This window comes from Synechococcus sp. PROS-9-1, from assembly GCF_014279775.1.
In the GTDB taxonomy this organism is placed as follows: Bacteria; Cyanobacteriota; Cyanobacteriia; order PCC-6307; family Cyanobiaceae; genus Synechococcus_C.
The window spans coordinates 1,558,454-1,580,520 of record NZ_CP047961.1 but is presented as its reverse complement, the minus strand read 5'-3'; the positions used below and the strand labels follow the sequence as shown (position 1 = coordinate 1,580,520).

General features: G+C 52.0%; 28 protein-coding genes and 1 tRNA gene. 19 read left to right on the top strand and 10 right to left on the bottom strand.

Annotated features, from left to right (window positions below; genetic code table 11):
- The first annotated feature begins 22 nt into the window (after window positions 1-22).
- Window positions 23-889 (top strand): 16S rRNA (cytidine(1402)-2'-O)-methyltransferase, encoded by an 867-nt coding sequence (rsmI, locus tag SynPROS91_RS08505; protein ID WP_186516041.1) that lies wholly within the window; start codon window positions 23-25, stop codon window positions 887-889.
- 20 nt (window positions 890-909) lie between these two features.
- Window positions 910-1,143 carry a hypothetical protein gene (locus SynPROS91_RS08500; RefSeq protein ID WP_186519653.1) on the top strand — a complete coding sequence of 78 codons (234 nt, stop codon included), beginning with the start codon at window positions 910-912 and terminating at the stop codon, window positions 1,141-1,143.
- 1 nt (window position 1,144) lies between these two features.
- On the opposite strand, the gene SynPROS91_RS08495 is transcribed toward SynPROS91_RS08500, so the two are convergent.
- A complete protein-coding gene (locus SynPROS91_RS08495) occupies window positions 1,145-1,942 on the bottom strand; it encodes a helix-turn-helix domain-containing protein (RefSeq protein WP_186516040.1) in 798 nt (265 codons plus the stop codon).
- Window positions 1,943-2,008: 66 nt separating this feature from the next.
- Between SynPROS91_RS08495 and SynPROS91_RS08490 the strand changes: the two genes are divergently transcribed.
- Window positions 2,009-2,082: transfer RNA gene (locus SynPROS91_RS08490), tRNA-Arg, on the top strand.
- A gap of 218 nt (window positions 2,083-2,300) precedes the next feature.
- Here the strand turns inward: SynPROS91_RS08490 and SynPROS91_RS08485 are convergent.
- Window positions 2,301-2,444, bottom strand: coding sequence for a hypothetical protein (locus SynPROS91_RS08485; protein ID WP_186516039.1), 144 nt, complete (start codon window positions 2,442-2,444; stop codon window positions 2,301-2,303).
- Window positions 2,445-2,572: 128 nt separating this feature from the next.
- Between SynPROS91_RS08485 and SynPROS91_RS08480 the strand changes: the two genes are divergently transcribed.
- Complete coding sequence (locus SynPROS91_RS08480) at window positions 2,573-2,899, top strand: 4a-hydroxytetrahydrobiopterin dehydratase (RefSeq protein ID WP_186516038.1); 327 nt, start codon at window positions 2,573-2,575, stop codon at window positions 2,897-2,899.
- A 116-nt stretch (window positions 2,900-3,015) separates the two neighbouring features.
- Here SynPROS91_RS08480 and SynPROS91_RS08475 read toward each other — a convergent pair whose 3' ends face one another.
- Complete coding sequence (locus tag SynPROS91_RS08475) at window positions 3,016-3,213, bottom strand: hypothetical protein (protein ID WP_186516037.1); 198 nt, start codon at window positions 3,211-3,213, stop codon at window positions 3,016-3,018.
- Between the two features lie 907 nt (window positions 3,214-4,120).
- Here SynPROS91_RS08475 and SynPROS91_RS08470 point away from each other — a divergent pair.
- Both SynPROS91_RS08470 and SynPROS91_RS08465 read left to right on the top strand, forming a co-directional pair.
- The gene (locus SynPROS91_RS08470; RefSeq protein WP_186516036.1) at window positions 4,121-4,717 is read left to right on the top strand and encodes a DUF2808 domain-containing protein; all 597 of its coding nucleotides are present in this window, start codon (window positions 4,121-4,123) and stop codon (window positions 4,715-4,717) included.
- Between the two features lie 398 nt (window positions 4,718-5,115).
- Window positions 5,116-5,415, top strand: coding sequence for a DUF3104 domain-containing protein (locus SynPROS91_RS08465; RefSeq protein ID WP_186516035.1), 300 nt, complete (start codon window positions 5,116-5,118; stop codon window positions 5,413-5,415).
- A gap of 74 nt (window positions 5,416-5,489) precedes the next feature.
- Here the strand turns inward: SynPROS91_RS08465 and SynPROS91_RS08460 are convergent, their stop codons facing one another.
- The 3 genes from SynPROS91_RS08460 to SynPROS91_RS08450 all read right to left on the bottom strand — a co-directional run bounded on the left by SynPROS91_RS08460 (window position 5,490) and on the right by SynPROS91_RS08450 (window position 6,714).
- The gene (locus tag SynPROS91_RS08460; protein WP_255439706.1) at window positions 5,490-5,861 is read right to left on the bottom strand and encodes a hypothetical protein; all 372 of its coding nucleotides are present in this window, start codon (window positions 5,859-5,861) and stop codon (window positions 5,490-5,492) included.
- A gap of 20 nt (window positions 5,862-5,881) precedes the next feature.
- Window positions 5,882-6,043, bottom strand: a complete 162-nt coding sequence (locus tag SynPROS91_RS08455) for a hypothetical protein (RefSeq protein ID WP_255439705.1) — start codon at window positions 6,041-6,043, stop codon at window positions 5,882-5,884.
- 446 nt (window positions 6,044-6,489) lie between these two features.
- Window positions 6,490-6,714, bottom strand: coding sequence for a hypothetical protein (locus SynPROS91_RS08450; RefSeq protein ID WP_255439704.1), 225 nt, complete (start codon window positions 6,712-6,714; stop codon window positions 6,490-6,492).
- A 201-nt stretch (window positions 6,715-6,915) separates the two neighbouring features.
- On the opposite strand from SynPROS91_RS08450, the gene SynPROS91_RS08445 reads away from it, so the two are divergent.
- The 5 genes from SynPROS91_RS08445 to SynPROS91_RS08425 all read left to right on the top strand — a co-directional run bounded on the left by SynPROS91_RS08445 (window position 6,916) and on the right by SynPROS91_RS08425 (window position 10,022).
- The gene (locus SynPROS91_RS08445) at window positions 6,916-7,122 is read left to right on the top strand and encodes a hypothetical protein (RefSeq protein ID WP_186516032.1); all 207 of its coding nucleotides are present in this window, start codon (window positions 6,916-6,918) and stop codon (window positions 7,120-7,122) included.
- 322 nt (window positions 7,123-7,444) lie between these two features.
- The gene (locus tag SynPROS91_RS12080; protein WP_222929389.1) at window positions 7,445-7,585 is read left to right on the top strand and encodes a hypothetical protein; all 141 of its coding nucleotides are present in this window, start codon (window positions 7,445-7,447) and stop codon (window positions 7,583-7,585) included.
- 705 nt (window positions 7,586-8,290) lie between these two features.
- Window positions 8,291-8,527 carry a hypothetical protein gene (locus tag SynPROS91_RS08435; RefSeq protein ID WP_186516030.1) on the top strand — a complete coding sequence of 79 codons (237 nt, stop codon included), beginning with the start codon at window positions 8,291-8,293 and terminating at the stop codon, window positions 8,525-8,527.
- Between the two features lie 551 nt (window positions 8,528-9,078).
- A complete protein-coding gene (locus tag SynPROS91_RS08430) occupies window positions 9,079-9,423 on the top strand; it encodes a hypothetical protein (protein WP_186516029.1) in 345 nt (114 codons plus the stop codon).
- A gap of 413 nt (window positions 9,424-9,836) precedes the next feature.
- Entirely contained in the window at window positions 9,837-10,022 is a 186-nt protein-coding gene (locus SynPROS91_RS08425; RefSeq protein ID WP_255439699.1) for a hypothetical protein, read from the top strand.
- Between the two features lie 41 nt (window positions 10,023-10,063).
- On the opposite strand, the gene SynPROS91_RS08420 is transcribed toward SynPROS91_RS08425, so the two are convergent.
- Window positions 10,064-10,306, bottom strand: a complete 243-nt coding sequence (locus tag SynPROS91_RS08420) for a hypothetical protein (protein ID WP_186516027.1) — start codon at window positions 10,304-10,306, stop codon at window positions 10,064-10,066.
- Window positions 10,307-10,623: 317 nt separating this feature from the next.
- Here SynPROS91_RS08420 and SynPROS91_RS08415 point away from each other — a divergent pair, with 317 nt between their 5' ends.
- Both SynPROS91_RS08415 and ggt read left to right on the top strand, forming a co-directional pair.
- A complete protein-coding gene (locus SynPROS91_RS08415) occupies window positions 10,624-11,118 on the top strand; it encodes a YajQ family cyclic di-GMP-binding protein (protein WP_186516026.1) in 495 nt (164 codons plus the stop codon).
- Window positions 11,119-11,439: 321 nt separating this feature from the next.
- Window positions 11,440-13,260, top strand: a complete 1,821-nt coding sequence (gene ggt, locus SynPROS91_RS08410) for a gamma-glutamyltransferase (RefSeq protein ID WP_186516025.1) — start codon at window positions 11,440-11,442, stop codon at window positions 13,258-13,260.
- A gap of 366 nt (window positions 13,261-13,626) precedes the next feature.
- On the opposite strand, the gene hemL is transcribed toward ggt, so the two are convergent.
- Window positions 13,627-14,928 carry a glutamate-1-semialdehyde 2,1-aminomutase gene (hemL, locus tag SynPROS91_RS08405; RefSeq protein WP_186516024.1) on the bottom strand — a complete coding sequence of 434 codons (1,302 nt, stop codon included), beginning with the start codon at window positions 14,926-14,928 and terminating at the stop codon, window positions 13,627-13,629.
- Between the two features lie 136 nt (window positions 14,929-15,064).
- Between hemL and SynPROS91_RS08400 the strand changes: the two genes are divergently transcribed.
- Complete coding sequence (locus SynPROS91_RS08400) at window positions 15,065-16,537, top strand: FAD-linked oxidase C-terminal domain-containing protein (protein WP_186519649.1); 1,473 nt, start codon at window positions 15,065-15,067, stop codon at window positions 16,535-16,537.
- A gap of 2 nt (window positions 16,538-16,539) precedes the next feature.
- On the opposite strand, the gene xth is transcribed toward SynPROS91_RS08400, so the two are convergent.
- Window positions 16,540-17,364 carry an exodeoxyribonuclease III gene (gene xth / locus SynPROS91_RS08395; protein WP_186516023.1) on the bottom strand — a complete coding sequence of 275 codons (825 nt, stop codon included), beginning with the start codon at window positions 17,362-17,364 and terminating at the stop codon, window positions 16,540-16,542.
- A gap of 60 nt (window positions 17,365-17,424) precedes the next feature.
- Here xth and SynPROS91_RS08390 point away from each other — a divergent pair, with 60 nt between their 5' ends.
- On the top strand, window positions 17,425-17,730 hold the full coding sequence (locus SynPROS91_RS08390; RefSeq protein ID WP_186516022.1) for a hypothetical protein: 306 nt from the start codon (window positions 17,425-17,427) through the stop codon (window positions 17,728-17,730).
- Here the strand turns inward: SynPROS91_RS08390 and SynPROS91_RS08385 are convergent.
- Window positions 17,696-18,505, bottom strand: coding sequence for a lipopolysaccharide assembly protein LapB (locus tag SynPROS91_RS08385; RefSeq protein ID WP_255439697.1), 810 nt, complete (start codon window positions 18,503-18,505; stop codon window positions 17,696-17,698). The genes SynPROS91_RS08390 and SynPROS91_RS08385 overlap by 35 nt on opposite strands.
- An 87-nt stretch (window positions 18,506-18,592) precedes the next feature.
- On the opposite strand from SynPROS91_RS08385, the gene SynPROS91_RS08380 reads away from it, so the two are divergent.
- From SynPROS91_RS08380 to SynPROS91_RS08365, 4 genes are read left to right on the top strand one after another with little or no spacing between them, the layout of a single operon-like run.
- Window positions 18,593-19,264, top strand: coding sequence for a hypothetical protein (locus SynPROS91_RS08380; RefSeq protein WP_186516021.1), 672 nt, complete (start codon window positions 18,593-18,595; stop codon window positions 19,262-19,264).
- Between the two features lie 4 nt (window positions 19,265-19,268).
- A complete protein-coding gene (locus tag SynPROS91_RS08375) occupies window positions 19,269-19,907 on the top strand; it encodes a hypothetical protein (RefSeq protein ID WP_186516020.1) in 639 nt (212 codons plus the stop codon).
- Window positions 19,904-21,115, top strand: coding sequence for a nickel pincer cofactor biosynthesis protein LarC (gene larC, locus SynPROS91_RS08370; protein ID WP_186516019.1), 1,212 nt, complete (start codon window positions 19,904-19,906; stop codon window positions 21,113-21,115). The genes SynPROS91_RS08375 and larC overlap by 4 nt, the downstream gene beginning before the upstream one ends.
- Complete coding sequence (locus tag SynPROS91_RS08365; RefSeq protein ID WP_186516018.1) at window positions 21,109-22,044, top strand: lysylphosphatidylglycerol synthase domain-containing protein; 936 nt, start codon at window positions 21,109-21,111, stop codon at window positions 22,042-22,044. Before larC ends, SynPROS91_RS08365 begins: the two co-directional genes overlap by 7 nt.
- Window positions 22,045-22,067: the final 23 nt, after the last annotated feature.

Here is a 22,067-nt window from a genome sequence, read left to right as displayed (position 1 = left end):
GTTTGATCTGGGCGGAGCCATTGTGAAGCAACGCGCTGAACCTGCGGCTGGAGTGCTTTATGTCGTAGGCACTCCGATTGGCCATCTCGGTGACCTGTCGCCTCGAGCGCGTGATCTGTTGATCGCTGTGGACACGATCGCTTGTGAGGACACGCGTCATAGCGGACAGCTGCTGAGCCGTATCGGTTCAACAGCTCGACGTTGCTCGTTTCATCAGCACAACACCCGCACGCGGATTCCCCAGCTGTTGTTGGAACTGGAAGAGGGCCGCAGCGTTGCGGTGATCAGTGATGCAGGGTTGCCTGGGATTAGTGACCCTGGGCAGGATTTGGTCGCTGCCGCGCGGCTGTCGGGCTGTGAGGTGATTTCTATTCCTGGTCCCTGCGCGGCGACGACGGCGTTGGTGAGCAGCGGGCTTCCCACCGACCGGTTTTGTTTCGAGGGTTTTCTCCCTGCAAAAGGCCGTGAACGCCGAGATCGGCTGGCCTTCCTTGCCAGCGAGCAGCGCACCAGTGTGATTTACGAAGCTCCTCATCGGTTGTGCCAACTTCTGGAGGAGTTGTTGGAACTCTGTGGTGAGGAGCGACCGTTACAAGTGGCTCGAGAACTAACGAAGCGGCATGAGCAACAGGTGGGCCCAACCGTTGGTGCTGCGCGAAATCATTTTCAAGAACACAGCCCCCAGGGGGAATGCACTGTGGTGTTGGGTGGAGCCGTACCGGTAGAGATCGAACCCTTAAGTGACACACAGTGTTGTGAGCAGTTACTTGCACTCACTGCAGAGGGGATGAGTGCCAAGGATGCGGCCAAGCTGTTGTCCAGCAGGGTTGGACGTTCCAAACGCGAGCTTTATGCGTTGCTTCATGCGGAGACCGAACATGCAGACTGATGGAGTCAAAAGCGATTGTGATGCTCATCCGCCTGAGACTGATCTTGTTGAGTTTGGGGAGTGGGCTAACGCTGCTGTTAGTTCTCTGCCTTGGTGCTCAGAACCTGAATGATCGCCATCGCCTCAATCTTGGCGTTGGTCAGTCTGCACCTCTTCCCTCAGGCTTCATTGTTGGCGTCAGTTTGGTGTTGGGGATTATTAGCGGCGGCAGTGTGGCCGCGGTGCTGGCACCAGCTCCTGATCAAGATCGCTAGATCAGGACTTGATTGCGAATAGGGAGCCTTCAACGACCAAGTGCGTAATTCCTCTAGCGAGCAAGTAAGAGGATGTTTGTTCAAAGACCTGGGTGTCTGGCACTTTGATCACGCGCTGACTGCGGCCGCACTGGCGTTTAGCAGCGCGCGGACTTGCATAGAGGCATAAAGCCTGGCGTTGTTGCTCTGAAGGATCACTGAGGCCCAATTCAGGGAACTCACTGAGCGGCCGTGGATCGAGCTCCACCGTTTTGTCGACCAGCATGTAAACGCTATCTGGCAAAAGTTCAGATGCGAAGGGTCGGCAAATGACTTGTTGGGTGGTGACCTGTGGCAGGTCGACCGGCAGCACCGCTATTTCATGAAAGACATTTTCATCGTCCATGTTGAAGATCTCGTTGTCGTCGAGATCGGCGCCACCGAAATCCCCGGCATCCTCGAGAGCGAGGCTTCTTTGGCCTTCGCCATTCCCTTCAATATCACCGGTCTTCTCCCCTCCATCTCCCTTGGCGCTTGATGCTTCAGTTCTGGAGTCTTCGAGGCTGGTTTGTACGCTCTCGGGATAGCTGACCTCAGCGGTTTCGATATCAGGCACGCTGCCCTCAACGCCAGAACTTTTGGTAGAACGCTGGGCTTTGAGCTCGGCGTACTCCTCAGCGCTGAGCAGGGACCTTACGGTTCGACTCACCGTGTTGGTACTGCAGCCATAGGCCGCGGCGATCTGGGCGCTTGTGTCTCCAGCGCGGTACCGCTCCACAATTTCCTGTTTGTGGCTGTTGTTAAGCCGGCTGGGGGCCATCGTCTGTACCGCACAGCTCAGAAGCTTAAGGGGGGTGGCGTACGTCGACTGTCAAAATGAGTAGATGCTCCCTTAGCTCAGCTGGATAGAGCAACTGCCTTCTAAGCAGTCGGTCGTGTGTTCGAATCACACAGGGGGCGTTAATCACAGCAAGGGGTTTCAGCGAAAGTCGAGCTCTTTTTTTATGTCGCGGCGCACCCGAGAAGACATCAAAGCTGAGCGTGCAGAAAATGCCGTCATCCTGACGATGAATGGTTCCTCTTATCAAGGCTCACCACAAGCAATCGCGGCTGTGCTTCGAGCAACGGCTGTCTAATTCGTTCGTCTAGGCGATTCCGGCCAAACTCTTCTTACGGAGTCAGCCGTAATTGGCCTGGCGAATCATGTCGAAATCGATCCCCACGACCTTTGTTAGGACGAGGTAGAGGCCCCATGCGGCGATGTTGGCGCCGATAACCCAGGCAAAAGTAGTTCGTCTGGCCTTTCTGCTGTCTTCGTCCATGCGTCACCGGCACTTGATCTTGAGGCTACGGAAGGAGTGGCCCATGTAGAGGCTGGATTTTTAGCCTCAGCTCCCGCGTCATTGTCTTAAGTGCTACGGCCATACTTCAAAGGCTGCCGGAGATCTCAATGGATTTAGCAAAACAGACCTGTATCCCCTGCCAGGAAGGTGCTCCCAAGCTCACAGAAGTGGAACTTGCTGATCTGCTGCCTCAACTGCCTGGATGGCAGGTGGTCGATAACCATCATCTCTCTCGATCGCTGCGATTTATCGACTTCCAGACGGCCCTCGATTGGGTGAATGCAGCAGGAGCAATCTGTGAGGTCGAGGGACACCATGCTGAGTTTTCCCTGGGCTGGGCACATGCGGAAGCGGTGATTTACACCCATAAGGTTGATGGCCTAACGCAAGCCGATGCTGTCTTGGCAGCAAAGCTGAATGCAATTGACGTTTAGAAGTTTTTTTCTTGAGGAAGGTGATCTGAAACGAAGGAGAAGGCTTCTGCTCATAAAGCTTTCCCTTTCGGGTGTTGTAACGCCCTTAGCCAGCAGACTTCCCTGCATTGAATGAATCAACTAATTGAAGCCGAAGCCGCTCCTATCCCGTTGAGATCCGCTCTCGGTGCAGCCTGGGTTCCACGGAAACCTGGCATGCGGAGACGCTCCTCCTGCTGAAGACGGGCTGCATCTGCAGGGGACTTGGCCGCGACAGCTCTTAAATTGCGATCGACTGACAAAAGGACAATCGGATAGGTGGCCCAGTTTGCCAAGCGAAAACCAGAAAGCAAGGCATGCACAGGCACAAAAAGCTTCTCTCTATCGCGGCAACCACCAAAATTTCAGTGAAGCCAGTGACTTGGGGAAGATCAGGCTGATGCTTTGCGCAATTGCTGGCCAAAATCTCTGGCTAAAACAAGATTGTGGGCCACAAGGACTGTGCTCGTTAGAAGGGGGTTGTCACTGGAGCTGATGGATTTTTATCTTGCTAGATATAAATAGAAAGATTGCGTGGTGGCTCAAAAGCGTGCCTTGTTACGCTTTTTTCATGAAATTGCGTAAAGAGGCCGCTCATAATGCCCAAATTGATAGTTTTCTAAATATTGGAACTTCAGATTCCCTTTAGATTCTTTGGAGCGTTGCTGGTGGGTTCGTCCCTTCTTCCTATGGCAAGTTCTAAAAAAGAGTTGGCACTGCTTGGAAGCACGTTCCTTTTTGGTTATGGGGCCCTGGAGCTCGCTTTGCGTTTTGGTGGTTTTTAAAAGCTCGCTGCAGCCCATTCGGGTTCACAGTTTCTCAATCACTCGTTGAATCCTGGCCACTGGCAGGGCTATCTTCTGCCATGGCGTAAAAAAGAGTGGTTTGTCGATTTGCCCCCCATCTTTGTTGGCCTCTAATCCCTTGCTGCTCCGCCTGCATCAAGGGATTGTGAGCCCCACGTTTGTTCGATAAGCATCAGCGGGAAACAGCCAAAAGGCATGATCCAAAGGCTCGCGATCTAGTTTTTACCAATGGCCCAGGCCAGGGATCAGCAATGAGGGAGTCCGAAAGATCACCGGAAATTTCATGATGTGAGGGGGTTGTGTTTTGCTGAGATGCAGACTCCTTTGACAAGGAGATGACTTCACTCCAGTGCGACGGCTCTGTTCTTCTGCCCTATGGATGCATCAGCCCTGTTGCATGCGTCTGCTCTTTGCATCTTTCCTTCAATTGTCTCCTAGAATCAAAAGAAAAGGATCTGTGAATAAGGCTGCGACTCTCTCTCTTCTTTTTCTTTTTGCTCAGCCATTGAGCGCGCAATCGACAGAGCTATACGGTCTGGAGTTTTTCGAAAGTCCTCCTAAAAATATTTCAATTCATAATTCATATTCCAATGCGTATCAGAGGTCTTATCCGGTTATTTCATTGGAGCTTCCAGTAAATGCTGGGGCGAATCTAAAAAGAATTTCTTTGTCGCAAATTAATGGTACTGAGAGATGGAAATGGCGAGGTAAGGATCTCTCGGTTTATTCTGGCTTTTATAATATGCGTAAGCGTGGAGAAAAAGGTCTTGCAAGTATACAGTTCAATAATGAGAGTGGAATTACTGAGATTGTCTTCACACCTTCCATTAAGCCTGGTCAGATCGTTAGCGTGGTTATCCCAAGTATTAATCCAAAGCAGGGGGTTTACGAATGGTCGGCAAGTTTTTACCCTGAATCTCCTTCCCTGCTTCCCTCTCAAACGCTTGGCCCAGTCCTGCGTTTAGATGTCTACAGATCAAATATTCGCTTCTAATTGTCATTTGATTTGGGCCCTTTGATTTAGCTCGCTGCGCCCTTTGCTGATGGGAGTCAGTGGTGATGTGATTCCAATGGTTTCTGGTTTGGAAGAGGTGCTACCCGCATTGGAGGTTCGGTTTCAGGATCTTTTTAGATCGTTTTCGCGGGGGATAGAGAGCTGTTGATTGGTATCCAACTGCTCACCAGTGCTCCTCACTGGACATTTTCACCACTTCACTCTGTCTGCTATGACCTGCAGAGCTGGCATTGTCTTCAAGAAGCTAATGACCAAGATCTTCTCCCCCCTTTGCTTACGCGATTGGGAGCGCAAGCTTTTCTCGGTACAGCCTTGGCCAGGGACTTGACCAACCGAAGCAGACGCCCTAGAACGCGAGAAGTAGTTCAGGCGTATTGGTGAGTATCGACCACTCTCTCCAGAGCAGGAGTCCGTTTGCGGGCAAGGATGCTCCTGTATTCCTGAGCGTTAGTTCTGGCGACTTTGTGATTGTGCAGGCGGAGCAGCAGGTTGCGCGAAAGGTTGATGGCAACTGGTGGATGGGACAGGTGGTGTTCTGTGAAGGGGGAGCAAGGGATCCGATGGTGAACACAATGTTTCAAGTCTCCGATGTAGATGATGGCGTTATCCACTGGGTCAATGGTGATGAAGTCACGCACATTGTCCGCTCCCTGGATGGTCTGCAGCTGATGGCTTGATATATGAGTTTTCTATGGTGATTGTTTACTCCTGAGATCTGATTCGCCAATCCTTTTGATGCAGTGCGTGATGCTCAACGTAGGTTTGCCATCCGGTCAACACTCGAGCCGATGACCTCAACGACGAATGCTTCCATTCCATCGTGATCGATGCCTGGCTTGAGTCGAAACAGGAATGCATTCACCCAGGCCGTTTCCTTGTTATTGATTTCATGCCCTCGGTCAACAAATCCGGGTTTTTGCCGAAACAGGTGCAGAAGCACCTCCAACACGTCTTGGGATGAGAGATTCTCAGGATCAACGAAAGGCAGATTTTCTCTGACGTCCATCATGGAAATGGAGGCCGAATAGTCGAAGTCCTCTGGAATCACTGCAGAGTCGATGCGTTGCTTGTTATGGGAGCGTAGCGATATCCCCCTCTCTCTGTTGCAACGCTGCAGCCCCATGGACTGATCAGCAATCAGCTCTATTTTTTATTGAGGACTTTCCAACCCATATAGCCTGCACCGCCAAGGAAAATGATTGGAAGGATTGCCTTGATGAACCCCAAGGCAACCCAAACCACCAAGATGCCAGCACCTATTCCAATACCGGTCTTCTTAACCATCGCTTGACTTTCGTCCGTCATCGTTTCCCATTTGGGTAGTGGCATGTGTGGATCTACTGTGTCTCCTCTTTATGCCCCAACCTTTGGTTGGTGTCATGTTTTTCTATTGGTGAGTGTGCAGATGCCCTTGAAATTGATGCATGATCTCGGCGATGAGCCCAGCCATGAGCGCCGTACGCTGGAAGTAAAAGTGCTAAATCCAAACACATTTGTGAGCTATTGAGTTTTATCGTGGGAACAACGAAACTCCAGGCGATCAAGCTATTTGAACAAGGATCCTTAGGATTGGAAACAGGAAATATTTGCATCAATGAAAGTAAATAAGAAAATGCTAGGACCTAGTTTTAGAGATAATCGTTTTAAGTTTTCCGAATTAACGAAAATTATGGATAATTTGTGTCCGATGTTAACGATAATTGCGTTGTAACTTGCAAGCTAAATATTGCGATTAACTGGTCATGCTCTTTTCAGCCAGCAGCACGATTGAATCCAAAGCTAGAAATCATTTGTACATCTATCTCTTGACGCATTCGTGAAATAGCTTCTCTTGCAAAAGCTTTCTCATTTTCTTGTGCTGTGATGATTGCTTTAGTGATCTCGCGAAGTTTGCCAATGTCATCGCAAGCATCAATGTCTCTAAAAGCGGCTTCTAGTTGAAATTTTTGTTCGATTGATAAGCGATGGTTGGTCATTTGCTGGGTCAATACTTCATGAAATCTATTGAGTTTTATCCCTGACTGCTGTTCGGTTGAAGGTACGGTCTTAAAAAAAGAGGTGCTTCGCCTTCTTTCTTGCTAGGGGTAGGTCGTCGGTGGACTCGAGGATGAGAGAGTGGATTAAGGTTGTTAGCAGCAACGTAGAGATCCCCACTTTGCGAAGAGACTCGAACTGAAATGGATATTGAGCTAAACGGGACAACGATCTATCTCGATCGCCCTAGTGATAAAGCTGTAGCTCAACGCGTGGCGGCTCATATTCAGCGTCGCATTGTTGAAGACGATTGGAGACCTTATGCCTCCAAAGCTGATGCCTTAGCGGCTTGGGCAAAACTTGGAGGCATTCGCTTGAAAGTACTGCAAGCCTTCGACTTGCTCGAGTAGGTGATTCGCCCACGTGCTTTATTCGATGTCTTCTGGTGGTTATCTCATTCTTTGCTGAGTTGGCATCGTGAAAGAGATGGAGGATAAAGGAAACGGAGAGAGGCCTGGATTTCTCCTCGCTATTGATCTTCTGGATGTGCTCCCAAATGTTCCTTCGCAACAGACGACGTCTTTGCTACGAACATGCACAGTGAACCTGGCTTTATGAGCTTTTGTTCTGTTGCTCCTCGCTTCACTGTGCGTCTTGGTTGCTCTTCCTCCTGAAGTGCTAAAGGTCGCGATGCCTTTCCAGTTCAGAAGGATCACAATCACGCCATTCCTAATGTCGTCGGTTTTGCTTCTGATAGCAATGCGCCATTGCACCGATGTGCTTTTCGCTCGCCTGCGCCACAGTTTGTGTATCGAAATCGGAGGAGCCATGACGGCCGATACTCCACCTCAGCAGATCAAAGAAGCAGCCTGACCACTTGGCCCCTGCTCCAACAGTTTTTCACCCAACGGCGAGTTCCGTCCTTCGGTAGGCAATCTCTTGAACGCCACGTCGATCGACACTCCATCTGCACCGAAACAGGTGCCCTAAGGAGTTCAACCACTCACCACTTAGGAACCAGGCCCCAGGCGCCAAACGCCAAACGCTTCGCACTCCTCTTTCCGTTCACTGTTGTCGTTTCGAGGTTCACGCTTCTCCGATACAGATTCACTGGATCTTGGTTAGCGATATGCATAAACGAGCGAGCTAGGCCGTCTCTTCCATCCGGGAGGGGCGGCCTCTCTTCTTCTGGTCGCTTTTTCGTTTCCGTTTCACGACAGACCTTGATATCAGAGCTTGGATTGAGCCAGACCATGGGCATTGAGGACTTCTGATGAGCCCAAACTTGATTCAAGCTGCCGGTATCGGCAGTTTTCTAGCCGCTATTTCTGCTGTTTTTGTCACGGCCGTGTTTGTCGTTGGCTGAGGGCAGATGCCTGATCCGGATCACTCACCACTGGTTTGCGCAGCCTTGAGGCATCCGTGCGTTGCGATGTTGAACCATGCATCAGCCCTCGCTTTATCACGGTTGCTCATGCTTCAGGTGCAGTGGCGACCTTTTAGTGCATGGAGATTGTGTTTTCGAGGGTTAGTCAGCTCATCTTTGCTTTACAGTCAATAAGATGATGGCTGACCTCAATGACGTGGGAATACACGCAATTGCGTTTTGTTCCGAAAGGAAAGTCTTGGACTGGAGAAATCGAAGAGCTTTGGCTTGATGAAAAGCAGTTAATTTCTCGAAGGAATCCACAGCATGAGGTCACTTTGGTGGGATTGATGAATGAGCTTGGGCAACAAGGCTGGGAACTGATTACCTATGCGCAGCCCTTTACTGGGTACCACGGTGGATGTTATACATTTAAGCGTCAAACGTAAGAGTTGATCGCTAAATAATTTGGGTTGAATGTGATTTCTGTGATCACAGATGTGTCGCAATCTGCTTGTATTGGTGCGTCATAGAATGTTCATTGATATTGATTTGCTCGTTGGTTTCAAGCGGCTTTCTGAGTTGTGGATTGTGCCCCTAGCATTTGCTCTTTTTCCCCTGGGCGTGCCATGGCATTAGAGCAGGTGAGGTATCTCTGTGGATCACTTTGTGAAGTGAGTGTTGATCGTTCCAGTGAAAATCCAACAAAATCGGTCGTTGTTCATGGCGATCAACGTTGGCCGAAACGGCGTTTGGCTTTATCCCAATGACGTCGGAACTGCTGGCTGGAGTGAGTTTTGGGCAGAGGATGCCACCACCAACTGAAGTAATCATCCTGACTTCCTTGAATCAAGCTGCGTGATGCTGACTCCTTAAGCCTTGATCAGAGCGGTTCGTCAACGTGTAATCGATGGAAAAGCTTTCGCTTGATGTCAATGCGCTGGTCTTGTTCTCCAACCGTTTCTAATTTCAGGACAGTGCGCGTCTGGATTGGAGTTTGATGCCCTCTCCCAAGCCGATACGCATCGTGCCGAGTCGTTCCTTAGAACGATTTGTCGGTAGATGGTTGGTTGCTATCCCAGTGGCTTTAGCTCCGGCTTGGCTCTCTGCAGAATTGTTCCGCCTTCCAGCCGGGAGGGTGTGTGCAGTGATGAATCGCTCGTTGCAAGAGCAAGTTTCAGGTTCTGTGGCGAAACGGTTGCAACAGGACTGCCGTCAGGCCACTGATGAGAGCGTGAATTTTTGGCTTCTCTGGCTCATTTGGGCCCTCTTGATTCGATCGAGCTATCGCTACTGGCCTTTATTGGTTGCGATGGTGGTTGAGGGCGAAAAACATGACTTCTAGCCTCTTGTTTGGGGTTGTTTGTTGACTCACTCAACCCAGTTGAGTGAGAATTGTTTTAGAAGGAATGCCTGAAAGCCGTTTCATGCTTTTGATTCGTTCATACGATGGATCAGATTCTTCTGACGTCTTGGATATTCTTTCAACGTGTTGCACGCTTGGGTTCAGAATTGTGTCCTTGAAAACACTTTGATGGTCGGACTCCATTGGCTGTAGGAACGCTATTTCAGCTGAAAACCTGCACCAGCACTCTTGGATGTCAGTATTGACTAGCTAGTTGATACGTGAGGTCTCGAGCAACCAGGCCTTACCAGCGTATAAATCGATTAGCTTTGGTTTTGACTTGATCCCCAATGGCATTTCACTAACATCCTCTGCCTATGGGATGTTTCGAAATGTCGCGTCACACTAGAAGCATGACGAACAGCACCCCAACGATCCTGATCTGGGTCAACCAATACAAGAAATATCAGCAGCTGATCGAGCAGGGGCTGAGTGATGAGGCCTCAGGCTTGAAAAGAGAAATTGATGAAGCGCTCCCCCTGATTGACTTAACCTGGAAAGACTTAGAGCAAGCTGCATCCGATGGGTTTAACCCATAACGGGGGTTTGGATTTGACCTGAGGATGGATGTTTTAGGGCCTCACTGCTTTCCATGCAGTTCCCTGAACTCCTCAAGTTTGTCGAGGTCTTTTTGTTCATCCACGCTGTAGTCAGTAAGGATGAGTGCCTTCCCAATCGTTCCAAGGGCATATTCAAGACGATCGAGATTCTTGCGGCCTTCTGCATCAGATCGAGCCGCTCGAATCACCTCAGGCTTCAGCTGATCAGCAAGGTTTTCCATTTCATCGGCAATGAAGCGAGCCTGATCGAGTGGTGTTGTCATGAAGAGCCTGGATTCTTGAGTTGGTAAGTCTTTCGAAATCATAAATTAGATTTGAGATGGGCTCAATATCAATTGTCCGCCAATTTTTTGCTTTAAATAATATTTATTAGACATTTCAGATCATCGTTGGATCGCCCTGTGACATGGCGTGTGATGTTATGGCATGGATGTTGCAACTGCTTTTGGGCTTGGGGCTTGGAACTTTGCTTTTATCGCCAAAAGCAACGGTGATGCTGTGAGTTTGTTTGTTAACCTGCCATGATCGCTCAACGTGAGTAAGTTGAGCGAAGACCTGTTCGGAACAGCAGCACAGCACTATGGCGTCATATTCATTTGATGTGGTTTCTGATTTTGACCGCCAGGAGCTGGTCAATACTCTGGATCAAGTCCGCCGGGATGTTGGAAATCGCTATGACCTTAAGGACTCCGGCACAGAGATTGATCTAGCGGAAACGGAAGTGGTTATCACCACAGCTAGTGATATGACATTGCAAGCTGTTGAAGATATCTTGAGGACTAAAGCGACTAAACGAGATCTTTCTTTAAAGATTTTTGACTTCCAAACTTCTGAGGCTGTTGGCGGAAATCGCGTGAAGCAGGTCATTCAATTACGAAAGGGCCTTAGTCAAGAGCTTGCGAAAAAGCTGAGCAAAATGGTTCGCGATGAATTGAAGAAGGTAACGGTTGCCATTCAAGGGGAAAGTCTTCGCATTACTGGCAAGAGTAAGGATGACCTTCAGGCTGCGATTCAACTCGTGAAAAGTAAGGAGGAAGAATTAGACGTTCCACTTCAATTCGAGAATTATCGCTAAATTTAAAGTTACTGGTCTTGATATTGCTGCTTAAATCCTGACATCAAATAGTTATTCGATTCAAAAAGTGTGATTATTTCTGCCCGTGATAGTGCTATTCAATCGAACGCCCCTTCTCCCTGAAATAATCGCATGAGTTGGATGTTTTTTCTAGGTTTTGCTTCATGCCTCAGGGAGGCTGGACTGGGTTGCCTGCTCTTATGAGAATCAGTTTCTCATGAATTAATCCTCTCTGGATGATGTCGATAGGACTTAGGATGTTTAATAGAACCATTGCTGCATTTTTATGTTGGTTATTGTTGATACTGAACCAAGTTCGTGATGTCTATTCTTGATTCCTTAGTGACTCACAAGTACGCGACTTTTTTGGCCGTCAATCTATGTACAGGCATTGCTGTGCTCTTAGGTTCCCCTCTGGTTCGTGCCAATCAAGTTCATTTGGCCAGGCCCACCTCCAAAAATCTCCTGCAGGAGTCTGGACAGAGGTTTCACCCTGTGCATTCATCACTCGGAATCGTCAGTAGCCAGGAGCGATTGGCGAGTGAGGTGGGTGCCTTAATGCTTAGAAAGGGGGGGAATGCCATGGATGCTGCTGTCGCCACGGCCTTTGCCCTATCAGTGACCTTGCCTCAGGCAGGAAATCTCGGTGGAGGTGGATTCCTTGTGTTCTGGCATGCACCTGAGCGCAAATCCTATGCGCTTAATTTTCGTGAGATTGCTCCTCATCTAGCGCATCGAGACCTCTTTCTTGATCCTGATGGGGAAGTGAGTAAGAGCAAGGAATTTTTTAGTTTATTGAGCACCGGGGTTCCCGGAAGTGTGGCTGGCCTTCTGAAGGCTCAGGAGCGTTTTGGCCGTTTGGATCGGGCAGAGGTGATGGCTCCTTCAATCCAACTTGCGGACGACGGTTTTGTGATCTATCCGCAATTGGCCGATTCTCTGAAAAGAGCCTTTTCACGTCTGAGCCAAGATCCCACAGCACGGTCACTTTTTTATCGACAAGTCGAGCTCCCTGATGGTGGAGCTCAGTGGATTCCTTATCAATCTGGTGAAAAGCTGCGTCAGTCTGAGCTGGCTCAGTCCCTAAAACTCATTTCACTGAAGGGTATCTCGGGTTTTTATGAAGGAACGATTGCTCACAATATTGTTGCTTTAATGAAGGATCAGGGTGGGCTTATTGATTATCGGGATTTAGCAGACTTCACTGCTCCTTGGGTAGAACCTGTGAAGGGAGTTTTTCGTGGCCATGCGGTGATCTCCATGCCACCTCCAAGTAGTGGCGGAATTACCCTCCTTCAGATCTTGAAGCTAATTGCGCCTTTTGATCTTGAGGCCTTAGGCGTGAACAGTGCTGATTCTATCCATTTGCTCACAGAGAGCATGAATCTCGCTTATCGGGATCGTAATCAGTTCCTAGGAGATCCAGATCAGATTGATATTCCGATTCGGAGGCTTCTTTCTCAATCAAATATTGATAATCTGCGTAATCAATTAAATCTTAACTCCCATACTCCAGCGGCTGATTTGGCTGGAGAATCCCCTATGCCGTCTGGTTTCAATACAACCCATCTTTCTGTTGCTGACCGTGATGGTTCATTGGTGGCGTTAACGACAACCTTGAATTTTGCCTATGGCAATGGAATCGCCGTTCCAGGGTCTGGTTTTCTCTTGAACAATGAGTTGGCAGATTTCACGGCCAAGCCTGGTGTCCCTAATGCCTATGGCTTGGTGCAAGGGGAGCAAAATGCAGTGGCTCCACGTCGAAGACCCCTTAGCTCAATGACTCCCACCATTGTGTTGAATCAAGCGGGTGATGCTTGGTTGGCAACGGGTAGCCCTGGTGGCAGCCGGATTATTACAACTGTTCTTCAAGTCCTTTTAAACCGAATTGTTCATGGTCTCAATCTTGCGACCAGTGTTGCTACACCAAGAATCCACAGTCAGCTATGGCCTGACTCCTTGCAGCTTGAGCAGGGTTTCAGTCCAGACACCGTTCAGCTGTTGAGACAGCGAGGTCATGCATTGCGGTTTACACGCTCGATGGGCTCCGCTAACAGCGTGGAGTTGAAACGCAATGGCGGAAGTTATGGAGCGGCTGATCCTCGTAGGGGAGAAGGAGCTGCTGTGGCAGAACAGTTTTAAAAGAGTTGTGTGCCAAGTTGCAATGAAAAGCTGTTGTCGACTTGGGGAGCTGTAAATGAATTATAGATGAATTGACCATTCAGAGATGTAAACAGTTTCTTGTCTCCAAAAGGATAGATTTTGACACTCCCTAAAAATGCATTGCTTGGAGATATGCCATTTATATAGGCGCCTGTGAATTAATTGCTTAGTGAGAGATTGAAGTAATTATTTGGGTTCCAGCCGAAGCTGATTCGTGCGCTACTTGTTGCAAATATATTTCCGCAGTAGTTGTCATCTGTACAGAAGTTTCCGCCCCAAATGCTCTGTACTTAAGGCCCTGCATCGCATTTGCGACTCAATGAGCCATCAACTTGATTTATTTATTCAGGCGATAGAAGCGAAGCTTTCTCGGAAGGCCTTGATGGTTGCGTCGATGTCCTCATCGGAATGGGCGAGTGATGTGAAGCCTGCTTCAAATGCTGATGGTGCAAGGTAAACACCGCGTTCAAGCATCGCTCTGTGCAGTTGTCCAAACCGCACTGCATCGGTTGTTTTCGCTTCTTCGAAATTTCGGACTGGACCTTCACAGAGGAAGAAGCCAAACATGGCACCAACGCTTCCGCCGGTGATCGGAAGACCAGCCTCGCGGCCCGCTTCCAGGATTCCTTGAATTAAGCGTTCGGTTGTGGCGGTGAGCTTTTCGTAACTGCCTGGCTGCTTGAGCAATTCGAGTGTTTTGATCCCAGCTGTCATCGCCAAAGGATTGCCACTCAAGGTTCCTGCTTGATACATAGGGCCAGCTGGGGAAACCATTTCCATAATCTCCCTGCGACCGCCATAGGCACCAACGGGTAAACCTCCTCCAATCACCTTGCCCATCGTGGTGAGATCTGGAGTCACTCCAAAGTGTGCTTGGGCTCCGCCATAGCTGATACGGAATCCAGTCATCACTTCATCAAAGACCAGAAGTGCTCCGTTCTCTTTGGTGAGTTCTCGCAAACCCTCCAAAAATCCTGGTTCTGGTTGGATGAACCCTGCATTGCCAACAATCGGTTCGAGAATGACCCCGGCGATCGCGTCGGGGTTTTCAGCAAAAAGCTGCTTGACCGATTCCAGATCGTTGTAAGGAGCGGTCAGCGTGTTCGCGGTCGTGCTCCGTGGCACTCCGGGTGAATCGGGTAGGCCGAGTGTTGCCACCCCTGAGCCAGCTTTGACGAGGAACATGTCCGCGTGGCCGTGGTAGCAGCCTTCGAACTTGATGATCTTGTCGCGCCCCGTGAACGCTCGAATCAAGCGCAGCATCGACATGCAGGCTTCCGTGCCGCTATTCACAAAGCGGACCATCTCCACGCTGGGGACGGCTTCAATCACCATCTCAGCCAGGGTGTTTTCTAAAGCGCAGGGAGCACCAAAGCTTGTGCCTTTCTCAATGGCTTCTTGGAGAGCGCTAATGACCTCAGGATGGGCATGACCGCAGATGGCTGGTCCCCAACTGCCGATGTAATCAACATATTTATTGCCATCAACATCCCAGGCATAAGGCCCTTTGACCCGATCGAACACGATGGGTTGTCCGCCGACCGACTTGAAAGCGCGCACTGGAGAGCTCACGCCGCCGGGCATCAGAGCCTTGGCCGCATTGAAGATGGCCTCGGAGTGGCTGGTGTTCAGAGTGGAAGCAGTCACGGGGACGGGAGCCAAAGGGCAGTTGCAAACCGTGCAACATCTTGACCCAAGATCGGCCCGATGTGTTTTTTCTGTAGTTGAAGCCTAAGAATTGATCACAAAGCTGCCTAGGTTGCTTCAGTTCGGCACGTCATTAGTGAACTACGACTGGCCAGCGCTTGAGCGGGAGTTGAGGGGGTTCCTCCCCTCGAAGTCAGTCGTCGCGAAGCGGCAGGAATTGTTGTCTTACGACTGTGATGGTCTCACCATGGATCGCCACATGCCGAAGCTTGCGGTCTTGCCAGAAACGGCCGATCAGGTGGCCAAAATCTTGGCGTGTTGCCACCGCCAGGGCATTCCTTTTGTGGCTCGAGGGAGTGGCACTGGGCTTTCAGGCGGTGCATTGGTGGAGCAAGAAGCGCTTCTGGTCGTGACCAGTCGCATGCGCCGAATTCTCAAGATTGATCTCGAGAATCAGACGATCACGGTGGAGCCCGGTGTGATCAACAGTTGGGTGAGTCGTGCCGTCGTTGGTGATGGCTTTTATTACGCCCCAGATCCTTCGAGTCAGGTGGTCTGCAGCATCGGCGGCAATATCGCTGAAAATTCAGGCGGTGTGCATTGCTTGAAGTACGGCGTCACCAGCAACCATGTGCTCGCCTTGGATGTTGTGCTGCCGGATGGCACACCCACGCGCCTTGGAACCTCGTTATGCGATGCGGCTGAGCTCGATCTGCGGGGCGTGTTTATTGGGAGTGAGGGAACGCTCGGAATTGCCACGGCGATCACGCTTCGCTTGTTGCATGCTCCGGATGCCGTGGGCGTGTTGCTGGCAGATTTTCCTTCCATGCAGGCCGCTGGAGAGGCTGTGCGCTTGATCACTCGCGCTGGGGTGTTACCGGCTGGGCTGGAAATCATGGATCAAACCTGCATCAAAGCGGTGAATGAAGCGTTTGGAGAAGAGGAATATCCGCCGGAGGCTGGAGCTGTTTTATTGATTGAGCTGGATGGCCAGGAACCGGAGGTCAAGCAAGCAGTCACAGTCACCTCGGCTCTCTGTCGAGAGGCTGGGGCGGGCGATATCCGTGAAGCCTGGAGTGAAGAAGATCGCGCCCGTCTCTGGAAAGGACGTAAAAGTGCCATTTCTGCGCTTGGCAGGCAATATCCCAGCTATTACCTCCAAGACGGCGTGGTGCCGCGTACGGCTCTCCCGAGGGTTCTCAAGGCCATCGATCAGCTCAGTGCGGAACATGGTCTGGTGGTGGCGAATGTGTTTCATGCCGGTGATGGCAACCTGCATCCGTTGATCCTGTATCGCGCATCAGAACAGGGTGTGAATGAAAGGGTGAAGGCACTCGGAGGCGCGATCATGCATCTTTGCCTTGAGGTGGGTGGCAGCATCAGCGGTGAACACGGCGTTGGCAGCGATAAGCGCTGTTATCTCGACCAAATGTTCAGCGCTGACGATCTGGTCAGCATGCAATGGGTTCGGCTTGCTTTTGATCCGCTTGGTCGTGCCAATCCCGGAAAAATTTTCCCCACACCACAGAGCTGCGGCGAGTCGATGCGACGTTCCGTGCAGTTGCAGGCAGAAGGACAATCGCTTCCCGAAGAAGCAATTGTGTATTGAAATCAGTCCTCAGCCTCTTCGTCGTCCTCTAACTCCCAGGCCAGGTCAACCACCACAGGTGCGTGGTCGCTGGGTTGGATCCGTCCCCGTTCCTGTTTGTCGATCGAACAGCTTCGCGCGAGCTCCCGAAGCGTTTCATCGAGATACACGTGATCGATTCTCCAGCCACGATCTCGGTCCCAAGCGCCACTGCGGTAATCCCACCAGCTCCAATGGCCGCTGTTCGGTTCAAACAGACGAAAGGCGTCCTGAAGATCAGGACCTAAGGCCGCTCTTAACGCGTCCCGTTCGCGATCTGAAGCCATGATCCCCCCGGACAAACGATCCGGATCAGGGAGGTCTCTCGCTTCAAGACCGATATTGAAATCTCCCACCACGCACAGCGGTTCATCTCTGGTTTCAATGGCCCTGAGGTAGCGCTCCAGACAGGACAGCCAGGTGAGTTTGTAACTGTATTTATCCGAGCTGAGACTCGATCCATTGGGGACGTACAAATTCACCACTCGAACGCCATCGATGAGTGCGCTGATGACGCGCTTTTGAGCACTAAGCTCTTCGGCTTGTACATCGTCAATGAGCTCTGCACTGAAACCCATGCGCACGTCTTCAACGGGTGTGCGACTGATCAGTGCAACGCCGTTGTAGGCCTTCTGTCCGTAAAACTGAACTTGATATCCCCTCTGGCGAAAAGGCTCTAGCGGAAATTGAGGATCATCCACCTTGGTTTCCTGCAATGCCAGCAGGTCTACCTCCGAGTGTTCAAGCCAATTCAGGACATGATCCAGTCGGGTTCGCACGGAATTGACATTCCAGCTGGCGATTTGCACGGATGATGCGGCTTCTGAAGGTGACCCTTAGCATCAGGCCGTTGTTTGGGAGCTGAGAACGTGCCAACGCTTACCGCGTTAAGACCTCATCTTCTTGGGCTCATCAGTGCGATGTCGCTGCTCACCTCCGTAGAGGTTTTGGCTCAGGAAAGCCCGATGGGAAGCGGCTATCAGTCTCCCCAGCAGCGTGATGTGTTCCAGACCGTGCCAGGCCAGAACGACCAGGAGTCGGTGCTTGATGCCACCAATCCTATGGACTTGATGAATCGTTTGCGCAGGGCCAATGCGATGAATGACGCCACACCTCCCGCCGACGCCATCGATGCGGCGCTTAAGGCTTTGGAATCGTCTCAACCCGCGCCTTAGGAGGCGGGGGCAGCACGGTTGCGCGACGTGTTGGCGTTCTGTCCTCTCCCTTTCGGAAGGAATCAAGTTGCCAGCGCACCGCTAGCTGATCGAGGGCTTGCTTGTCCTGTTTATTGACTGAAAGACGGTTTCGGACACTGAGCAATACCTTTTGCGATAGCTGTCTCTGTCCCTTGTCTCGATGGAGAAGGGCAAGGGCCAAAAGAGGTTGCACCCTCTCTGGAGATTCTGTGGCAATGAGGCGGTAGGTGGCGATGGCTGCGATGTCTTGTCCGGAGAGACGTTGCAGATCAGCAAGGCGCAATCCAAGAGAGAGTCGTTGACCTTTGGGGGCTTGCTTGAAACGATCGCTTGTCTGTTCCAAAGCGGAGGCCTGCCGCTTTGTTCCCATATCCAAGATCAGTTGGAGGTTCTTTACTTCTGAGCGATTGGGCCATAGGGCTTGAAGGGTGATGAGCTCACGCCCTGCTCCATTGCGATCACCTCGTTGGAGCTTCATTTGGGCCAGGAGCAAGCGCCAACGCCACTCGCGTGGATGGGAGAGGGCGAGTTGCTCAAGCTTTTGCTCTGGCTCAATGGTTTGAGGAGCCTTTGTCTTGGCTGGATGTTCGACAGGCTTGACGCGGGACTGCAGCTGGTGATTGATCTGTTGATTTGCCTTTGGAGCTTGATTGAGTGATTGGGCTACTAACCAGCCTGTGATCAGGGCCAAAGGAAGTCCCAATCCGATCATCCATCGATCTCGAACCGCCTGTAGTCGGTTAGCGCCGGGCAATCTGGTTGGGGAGTGCTTAGACCACTGTGAATCGAATCCCCCGAGCTGGCTAGAGTCCTTACAGGCAAATGGAAGCCACTCACAGCAATGCGCGACCATCCGATTTCCCCGGTTACAGAACCCCTCCAGTACCGGGCGATCGGTGTTGTTAGGGGCATCTATCGACCGGAATCTGACGATCAGCTGACCCGGGGAGTCTTGATCGATTCCGATGGCAATGAATTAGAGGCTGTTGTTCTTGGCAGGATGCTTACCCTCATGCGTCGTCATCTCGATATGACAACGCCTCACCTGTGGGTGGTGTACCCCCGCTGCCGTGAGTCTGAGCAGCTGCATCTCCAAATTGCAGGAATTTGGGAGCCAAGCACGTTGGCGACAGCGGAGGCCTCGGAGATCGAGGCCGTGGATGCCGAAGGCTCAGAAGCCCAGGGTTCCGCGGATCAACTTCCAGAAGGCGACGACTTTTTCTCGATTCGCGGCGAATTGATTTTCACAAAGCCAGAAGCCAATGAGCTCGTCGTGAAGGTGCGGCAGCTGCCTCGAGCAGATGGATTCCGTCCTTTGCCGTTCAAAGTGCAGCTCACAGGAGAGCTCCCCCTCGAGCATCTAAGGCATTTCGTGAGCTTGGATGTGCGCCGTCAAGGACAGCTCCTCGCCGTTGAGGGGGTTGAAGTGATTGCACCGATGCCAACGCGAGGCGGAAAAGGCCGGGAGGGAGCCCGTAAGGGAGGTGCTCGCCCCCGACCTGCCAAGACCTGAGCTGATGCCCTCTTCCCCCACCTTCAACACCACTGCCGGTGTCGCGGTGGCCAGTGCCACCGGTTTGGCTGTGTTTGGACCACTGATCGGACTGTCGACGGCATGGATTGCTCTCGGGTTGGGAGGTGCACTCTTGGGCCTCACCGTTGATGCAGCTCAGTTCAACGGGATGGGAGGCCACCTTTTGGCGGAATCACTGCCCGGTGGACGCAACAGATTGCGCAGAGTTGCGTTTCACGAGGCTGGTCACTGGTTGGTTGCTCAAGAGGAAAATCTTGAGGTCAAACGGGTTCTTGTTGGAACCCGTGGTTGTCTTCAGGCGGGGTTGCGCTGCAATGGTGTCACCGAATTTGCTCTACCGGATCGGGCCCGTTTGTCTCTAGAAGACTTGCGTCGCTGGAGCCGGGTTCTTCAGGCCGGAATGGCTGCGGAAACGCTGCTCGAGGGACCCCCTCAAGGAGGGGAAGATGACAGGGCTCTGTTGGGACGCATCTGGGGTGTGTCTGGACAAGATGTTGATACGGCTCAGCGAGAGCAACGCCGGGCCCGACGTGAGGTGGAGCAGCTTTTGCGTTCGCGACGCACTGAGATCGAATCGATTGCCAACAGGCTGTTGGACGGCATGCCTCTAGACCCAGCATGAGTGCACTGGTGATTGATTGCCCAACGGGTCTTGCCGGGGACATGTTGTTGTCGGCAGTCCTGGATTTAGGAGTGCCGGAGTCGGTTTTGCATGAGCCCTTGCAAGCTCTTGGTCTCGCCAAGGCCTATGGACTCAACGTTGAGGAAGCTCAGAGTGGTGGATTGCGTGGGCTTCGGCTCACGGTGAGCAGCGAGGAACCCAACCCTCCCCATCGTCGCTGGTTAGATCTGCGCTCTTTGATCTCGGAGGCGTTGCTGTCACCTTCCCTAAAGACAAAGGTGTTGCAGGTGTTTCAGGCCCTGGCTGATGCGGAAGCCACGGTGCACGGTTGTGCCCCTGATCAAGTTCACTTCCATGAGATTGGCGCGATCGACAGCTTGGTTGATGTGATCGGCGTCTGCGCTGGCATCGAGAACCTTTCCCCTGATTCGATTTATTGCACAGCCCCTCCCACCGGCCATGGTCGAGTGACGACGGCCCATGGGGTGCTTCCTGTTCCGGTGCCGGCGGTACTCGAATTGGCAAAGCGTCATCAGCTGCCGCTCCTCACCGGGGAGGATCTTCCTGCTGCTGAGCTCACCACCCCTACCGGGTTGGCCTTGGTGGCTGTGTTGGCGGATCACTTCCAACGCCCCTCAAGAATGGAGGTTGAAGCTGTAGGCATTGGCCTCGGCCATCGCTGTTTGGATCGTCCCAACCTGCTGCGCTTGATCCGTATTCGTGAGGCGAGCAGAACAGAGCCTTGTTGGCAGGAACTTGTGGTGCAGGAGGCCTGGATTGACGACGCCACTGCCGAAGAGCTGGCAAGCCTGGCTCAGCACCTTCGTTTAGCTGGCGCGTTGGATGTGGTTCAGGGAGCCGTGTTGATGAAAAAGCAAAGGCCTGGTACTTCGGTGATCGCCCTTACAACGCCAGATCAGGCTGCTGCCTTGCGGGAGGTGTGGTGGCGCCATAGTCCAACCATCGGCTTAAGGGAGCGCGAACAGGGGCGCTGGGTGCTGCCCCGTCGTTGTGGGGCAAGTGCAACCCCTTGGGGCATGATTCGCGCCAAGCAGACTCGCCGTCCAGATGGGACCTTCACTCTCAAGTGGGAGCAAGATGAGCTCCAGCGTGTGTCTGCTGAGGCTGGTCTCAGCGTGATGGAACTTCGTAACCGCCTCTCTCTCGAGGCTGATGCTTTTGTGCCCGAGGAGGACTGGCAGTGCTGAAACGGCTTTCTTTGCCTGGTGGTTTACGCCTTTGGATCACCCTGCTGACCCTCGCCTTTGTGGGTGTGGCGCTGGCAAGCCATGCCACAGGATTGCGCGCCCTCACGATCAGCCCACAGGGATGGTGTTGGTTGTTGTTGGGGCTTGGTTTGAGTTGGCTCAGCTTGGTGGTCAATGCTCTGGCTTGGAAGGTTTTGGTGGTTTGGCTCGGACATCGGCCGGGCCGCTTGGCTTTGGTGCCGCTTTATCTGCGAAGCAACTTGCTCAAATATTTGCCGGGTGGCATCTGGCATTTCCTCGATCGTTTTCGTGCTCTGCAGCCTGATCTTGGTGGTGGCAAGGCTTTGGTATCGGTGCTGATGGAGCCGATGGTGATGGCCGTTGCCGCCCTGCTTTGGGTGCCGTTCGGTGGGTTTCAAAACGGTTTGGCGTTGCTCTGTGTTCTCCCTTCCGCGCTGCTGTTGCCGCGTTGGCGTGAGCCTTTGTTGCGTCGGTTGGAGACCAGCAAGTTGCGCCAGCTCAATCGCGTGGATCCGGGGGGTACGACCTCCATTGAGGATGAGGAATTGGGCAGCGGCAGAACGTCATACCCCTGGTGGCCCTTGGTCTCTGAACTGCTGTTTGTGCTCTGTCGATTTGCCGGTTTTTGGTGTTGCTTGCAAACGTTCGGACTCTTGGCTGGGCAGCCTCTGGGTCTTTGGCTTGCGGCCTTTGCCCTTGCCTGGACGGCTGGTCTTGTTGTTCCTGCTGCTCCAGGTGGTTTGGGGGTGTTTGAGGCGGTTCTGCTGTTTCGTATGGGAACGATTGTGCCGGAGGCGCCATTGCTTGCGGTGGCACTCAGCTACCGATTGCTCGCGACCATGGCGGATCTGATCGCTGCCGCTGCTGTGAAGGGTGATGCCTGGATGACGGCAAAGGTTCGCGTTTAACCGGCTGTTCTGATGGTTTGGCA

Bases quoted from the DNA above. Each gene is read 5' to 3' on its own strand.
- larC (WP_186516019.1), top strand. From the start codon at position 19,904: ATGAGTGCACTGGTGATTGATTGCCCAACGGGTCTTGCCGGGGACATG.
- SynPROS91_RS08415 (WP_186516026.1), top strand. From the start codon at position 10,624: ATGGCGTCATATTCATTTGATGTGGTTTCTGATTTTGACCGCCAGGAG.
- SynPROS91_RS08480 (WP_186516038.1), top strand. From the start codon at position 2,573: ATGGATTTAGCAAAACAGACCTGTATCCCCTGCCAGGAAGGTGCTCCC.
- SynPROS91_RS08460 (WP_255439706.1), bottom strand. From the start codon at position 5,861: ATGGGGCTGCAGCGTTGCAACAGAGAGAGGGGGATATCGCTACGCTCC.
- SynPROS91_RS08380 (WP_186516021.1), top strand. From the start codon at position 18,593: ATGCGCGACCATCCGATTTCCCCGGTTACAGAACCCCTCCAGTACCGG.
- SynPROS91_RS08455 (WP_255439705.1), bottom strand. From the start codon at position 6,043: ATGACGGACGAAAGTCAAGCGATGGTTAAGAAGACCGGTATTGGAATA.
- SynPROS91_RS08375 (WP_186516020.1), top strand. From the start codon at position 19,269: ATGCCCTCTTCCCCCACCTTCAACACCACTGCCGGTGTCGCGGTGGCC.
- SynPROS91_RS08435 (WP_186516030.1), top strand. From the start codon at position 8,291: ATGACGTGGGAATACACGCAATTGCGTTTTGTTCCGAAAGGAAAGTCT.
- ggt (WP_186516025.1), top strand. From the start codon at position 11,440: ATGTCTATTCTTGATTCCTTAGTGACTCACAAGTACGCGACTTTTTTG.
- SynPROS91_RS08420 (WP_186516027.1), bottom strand. From the start codon at position 10,306: ATGACAACACCACTCGATCAGGCTCGCTTCATTGCCGATGAAATGGAA.
- SynPROS91_RS12080 (WP_222929389.1), top strand. From the start codon at position 7,445: ATGTCGTCGGTTTTGCTTCTGATAGCAATGCGCCATTGCACCGATGTG.
- SynPROS91_RS08445 (WP_186516032.1), top strand. From the start codon at position 6,916: ATGGATATTGAGCTAAACGGGACAACGATCTATCTCGATCGCCCTAGT.
- SynPROS91_RS08485 (WP_186516039.1), bottom strand. From the start codon at position 2,444: ATGGACGAAGACAGCAGAAAGGCCAGACGAACTACTTTTGCCTGGGTT.
- SynPROS91_RS08450 (WP_255439704.1), bottom strand. From the start codon at position 6,714: ATGACCAACCATCGCTTATCAATCGAACAAAAATTTCAACTAGAAGCC.
- SynPROS91_RS08495 (WP_186516040.1), bottom strand. From the start codon at position 1,942: ATGGCCCCCAGCCGGCTTAACAACAGCCACAAACAGGAAATTGTGGAG.
- SynPROS91_RS08500 (WP_186519653.1), top strand. From the start codon at position 910: ATGCTCATCCGCCTGAGACTGATCTTGTTGAGTTTGGGGAGTGGGCTA.
- SynPROS91_RS08425 (WP_255439699.1), top strand. From the start codon at position 9,837: ATGACGAACAGCACCCCAACGATCCTGATCTGGGTCAACCAATACAAG.
- SynPROS91_RS08430 (WP_186516029.1), top strand. From the start codon at position 9,079: ATGCCCTCTCCCAAGCCGATACGCATCGTGCCGAGTCGTTCCTTAGAA.
- SynPROS91_RS08470 (WP_186516036.1), top strand. From the start codon at position 4,121: ATGCGTCTGCTCTTTGCATCTTTCCTTCAATTGTCTCCTAGAATCAAA.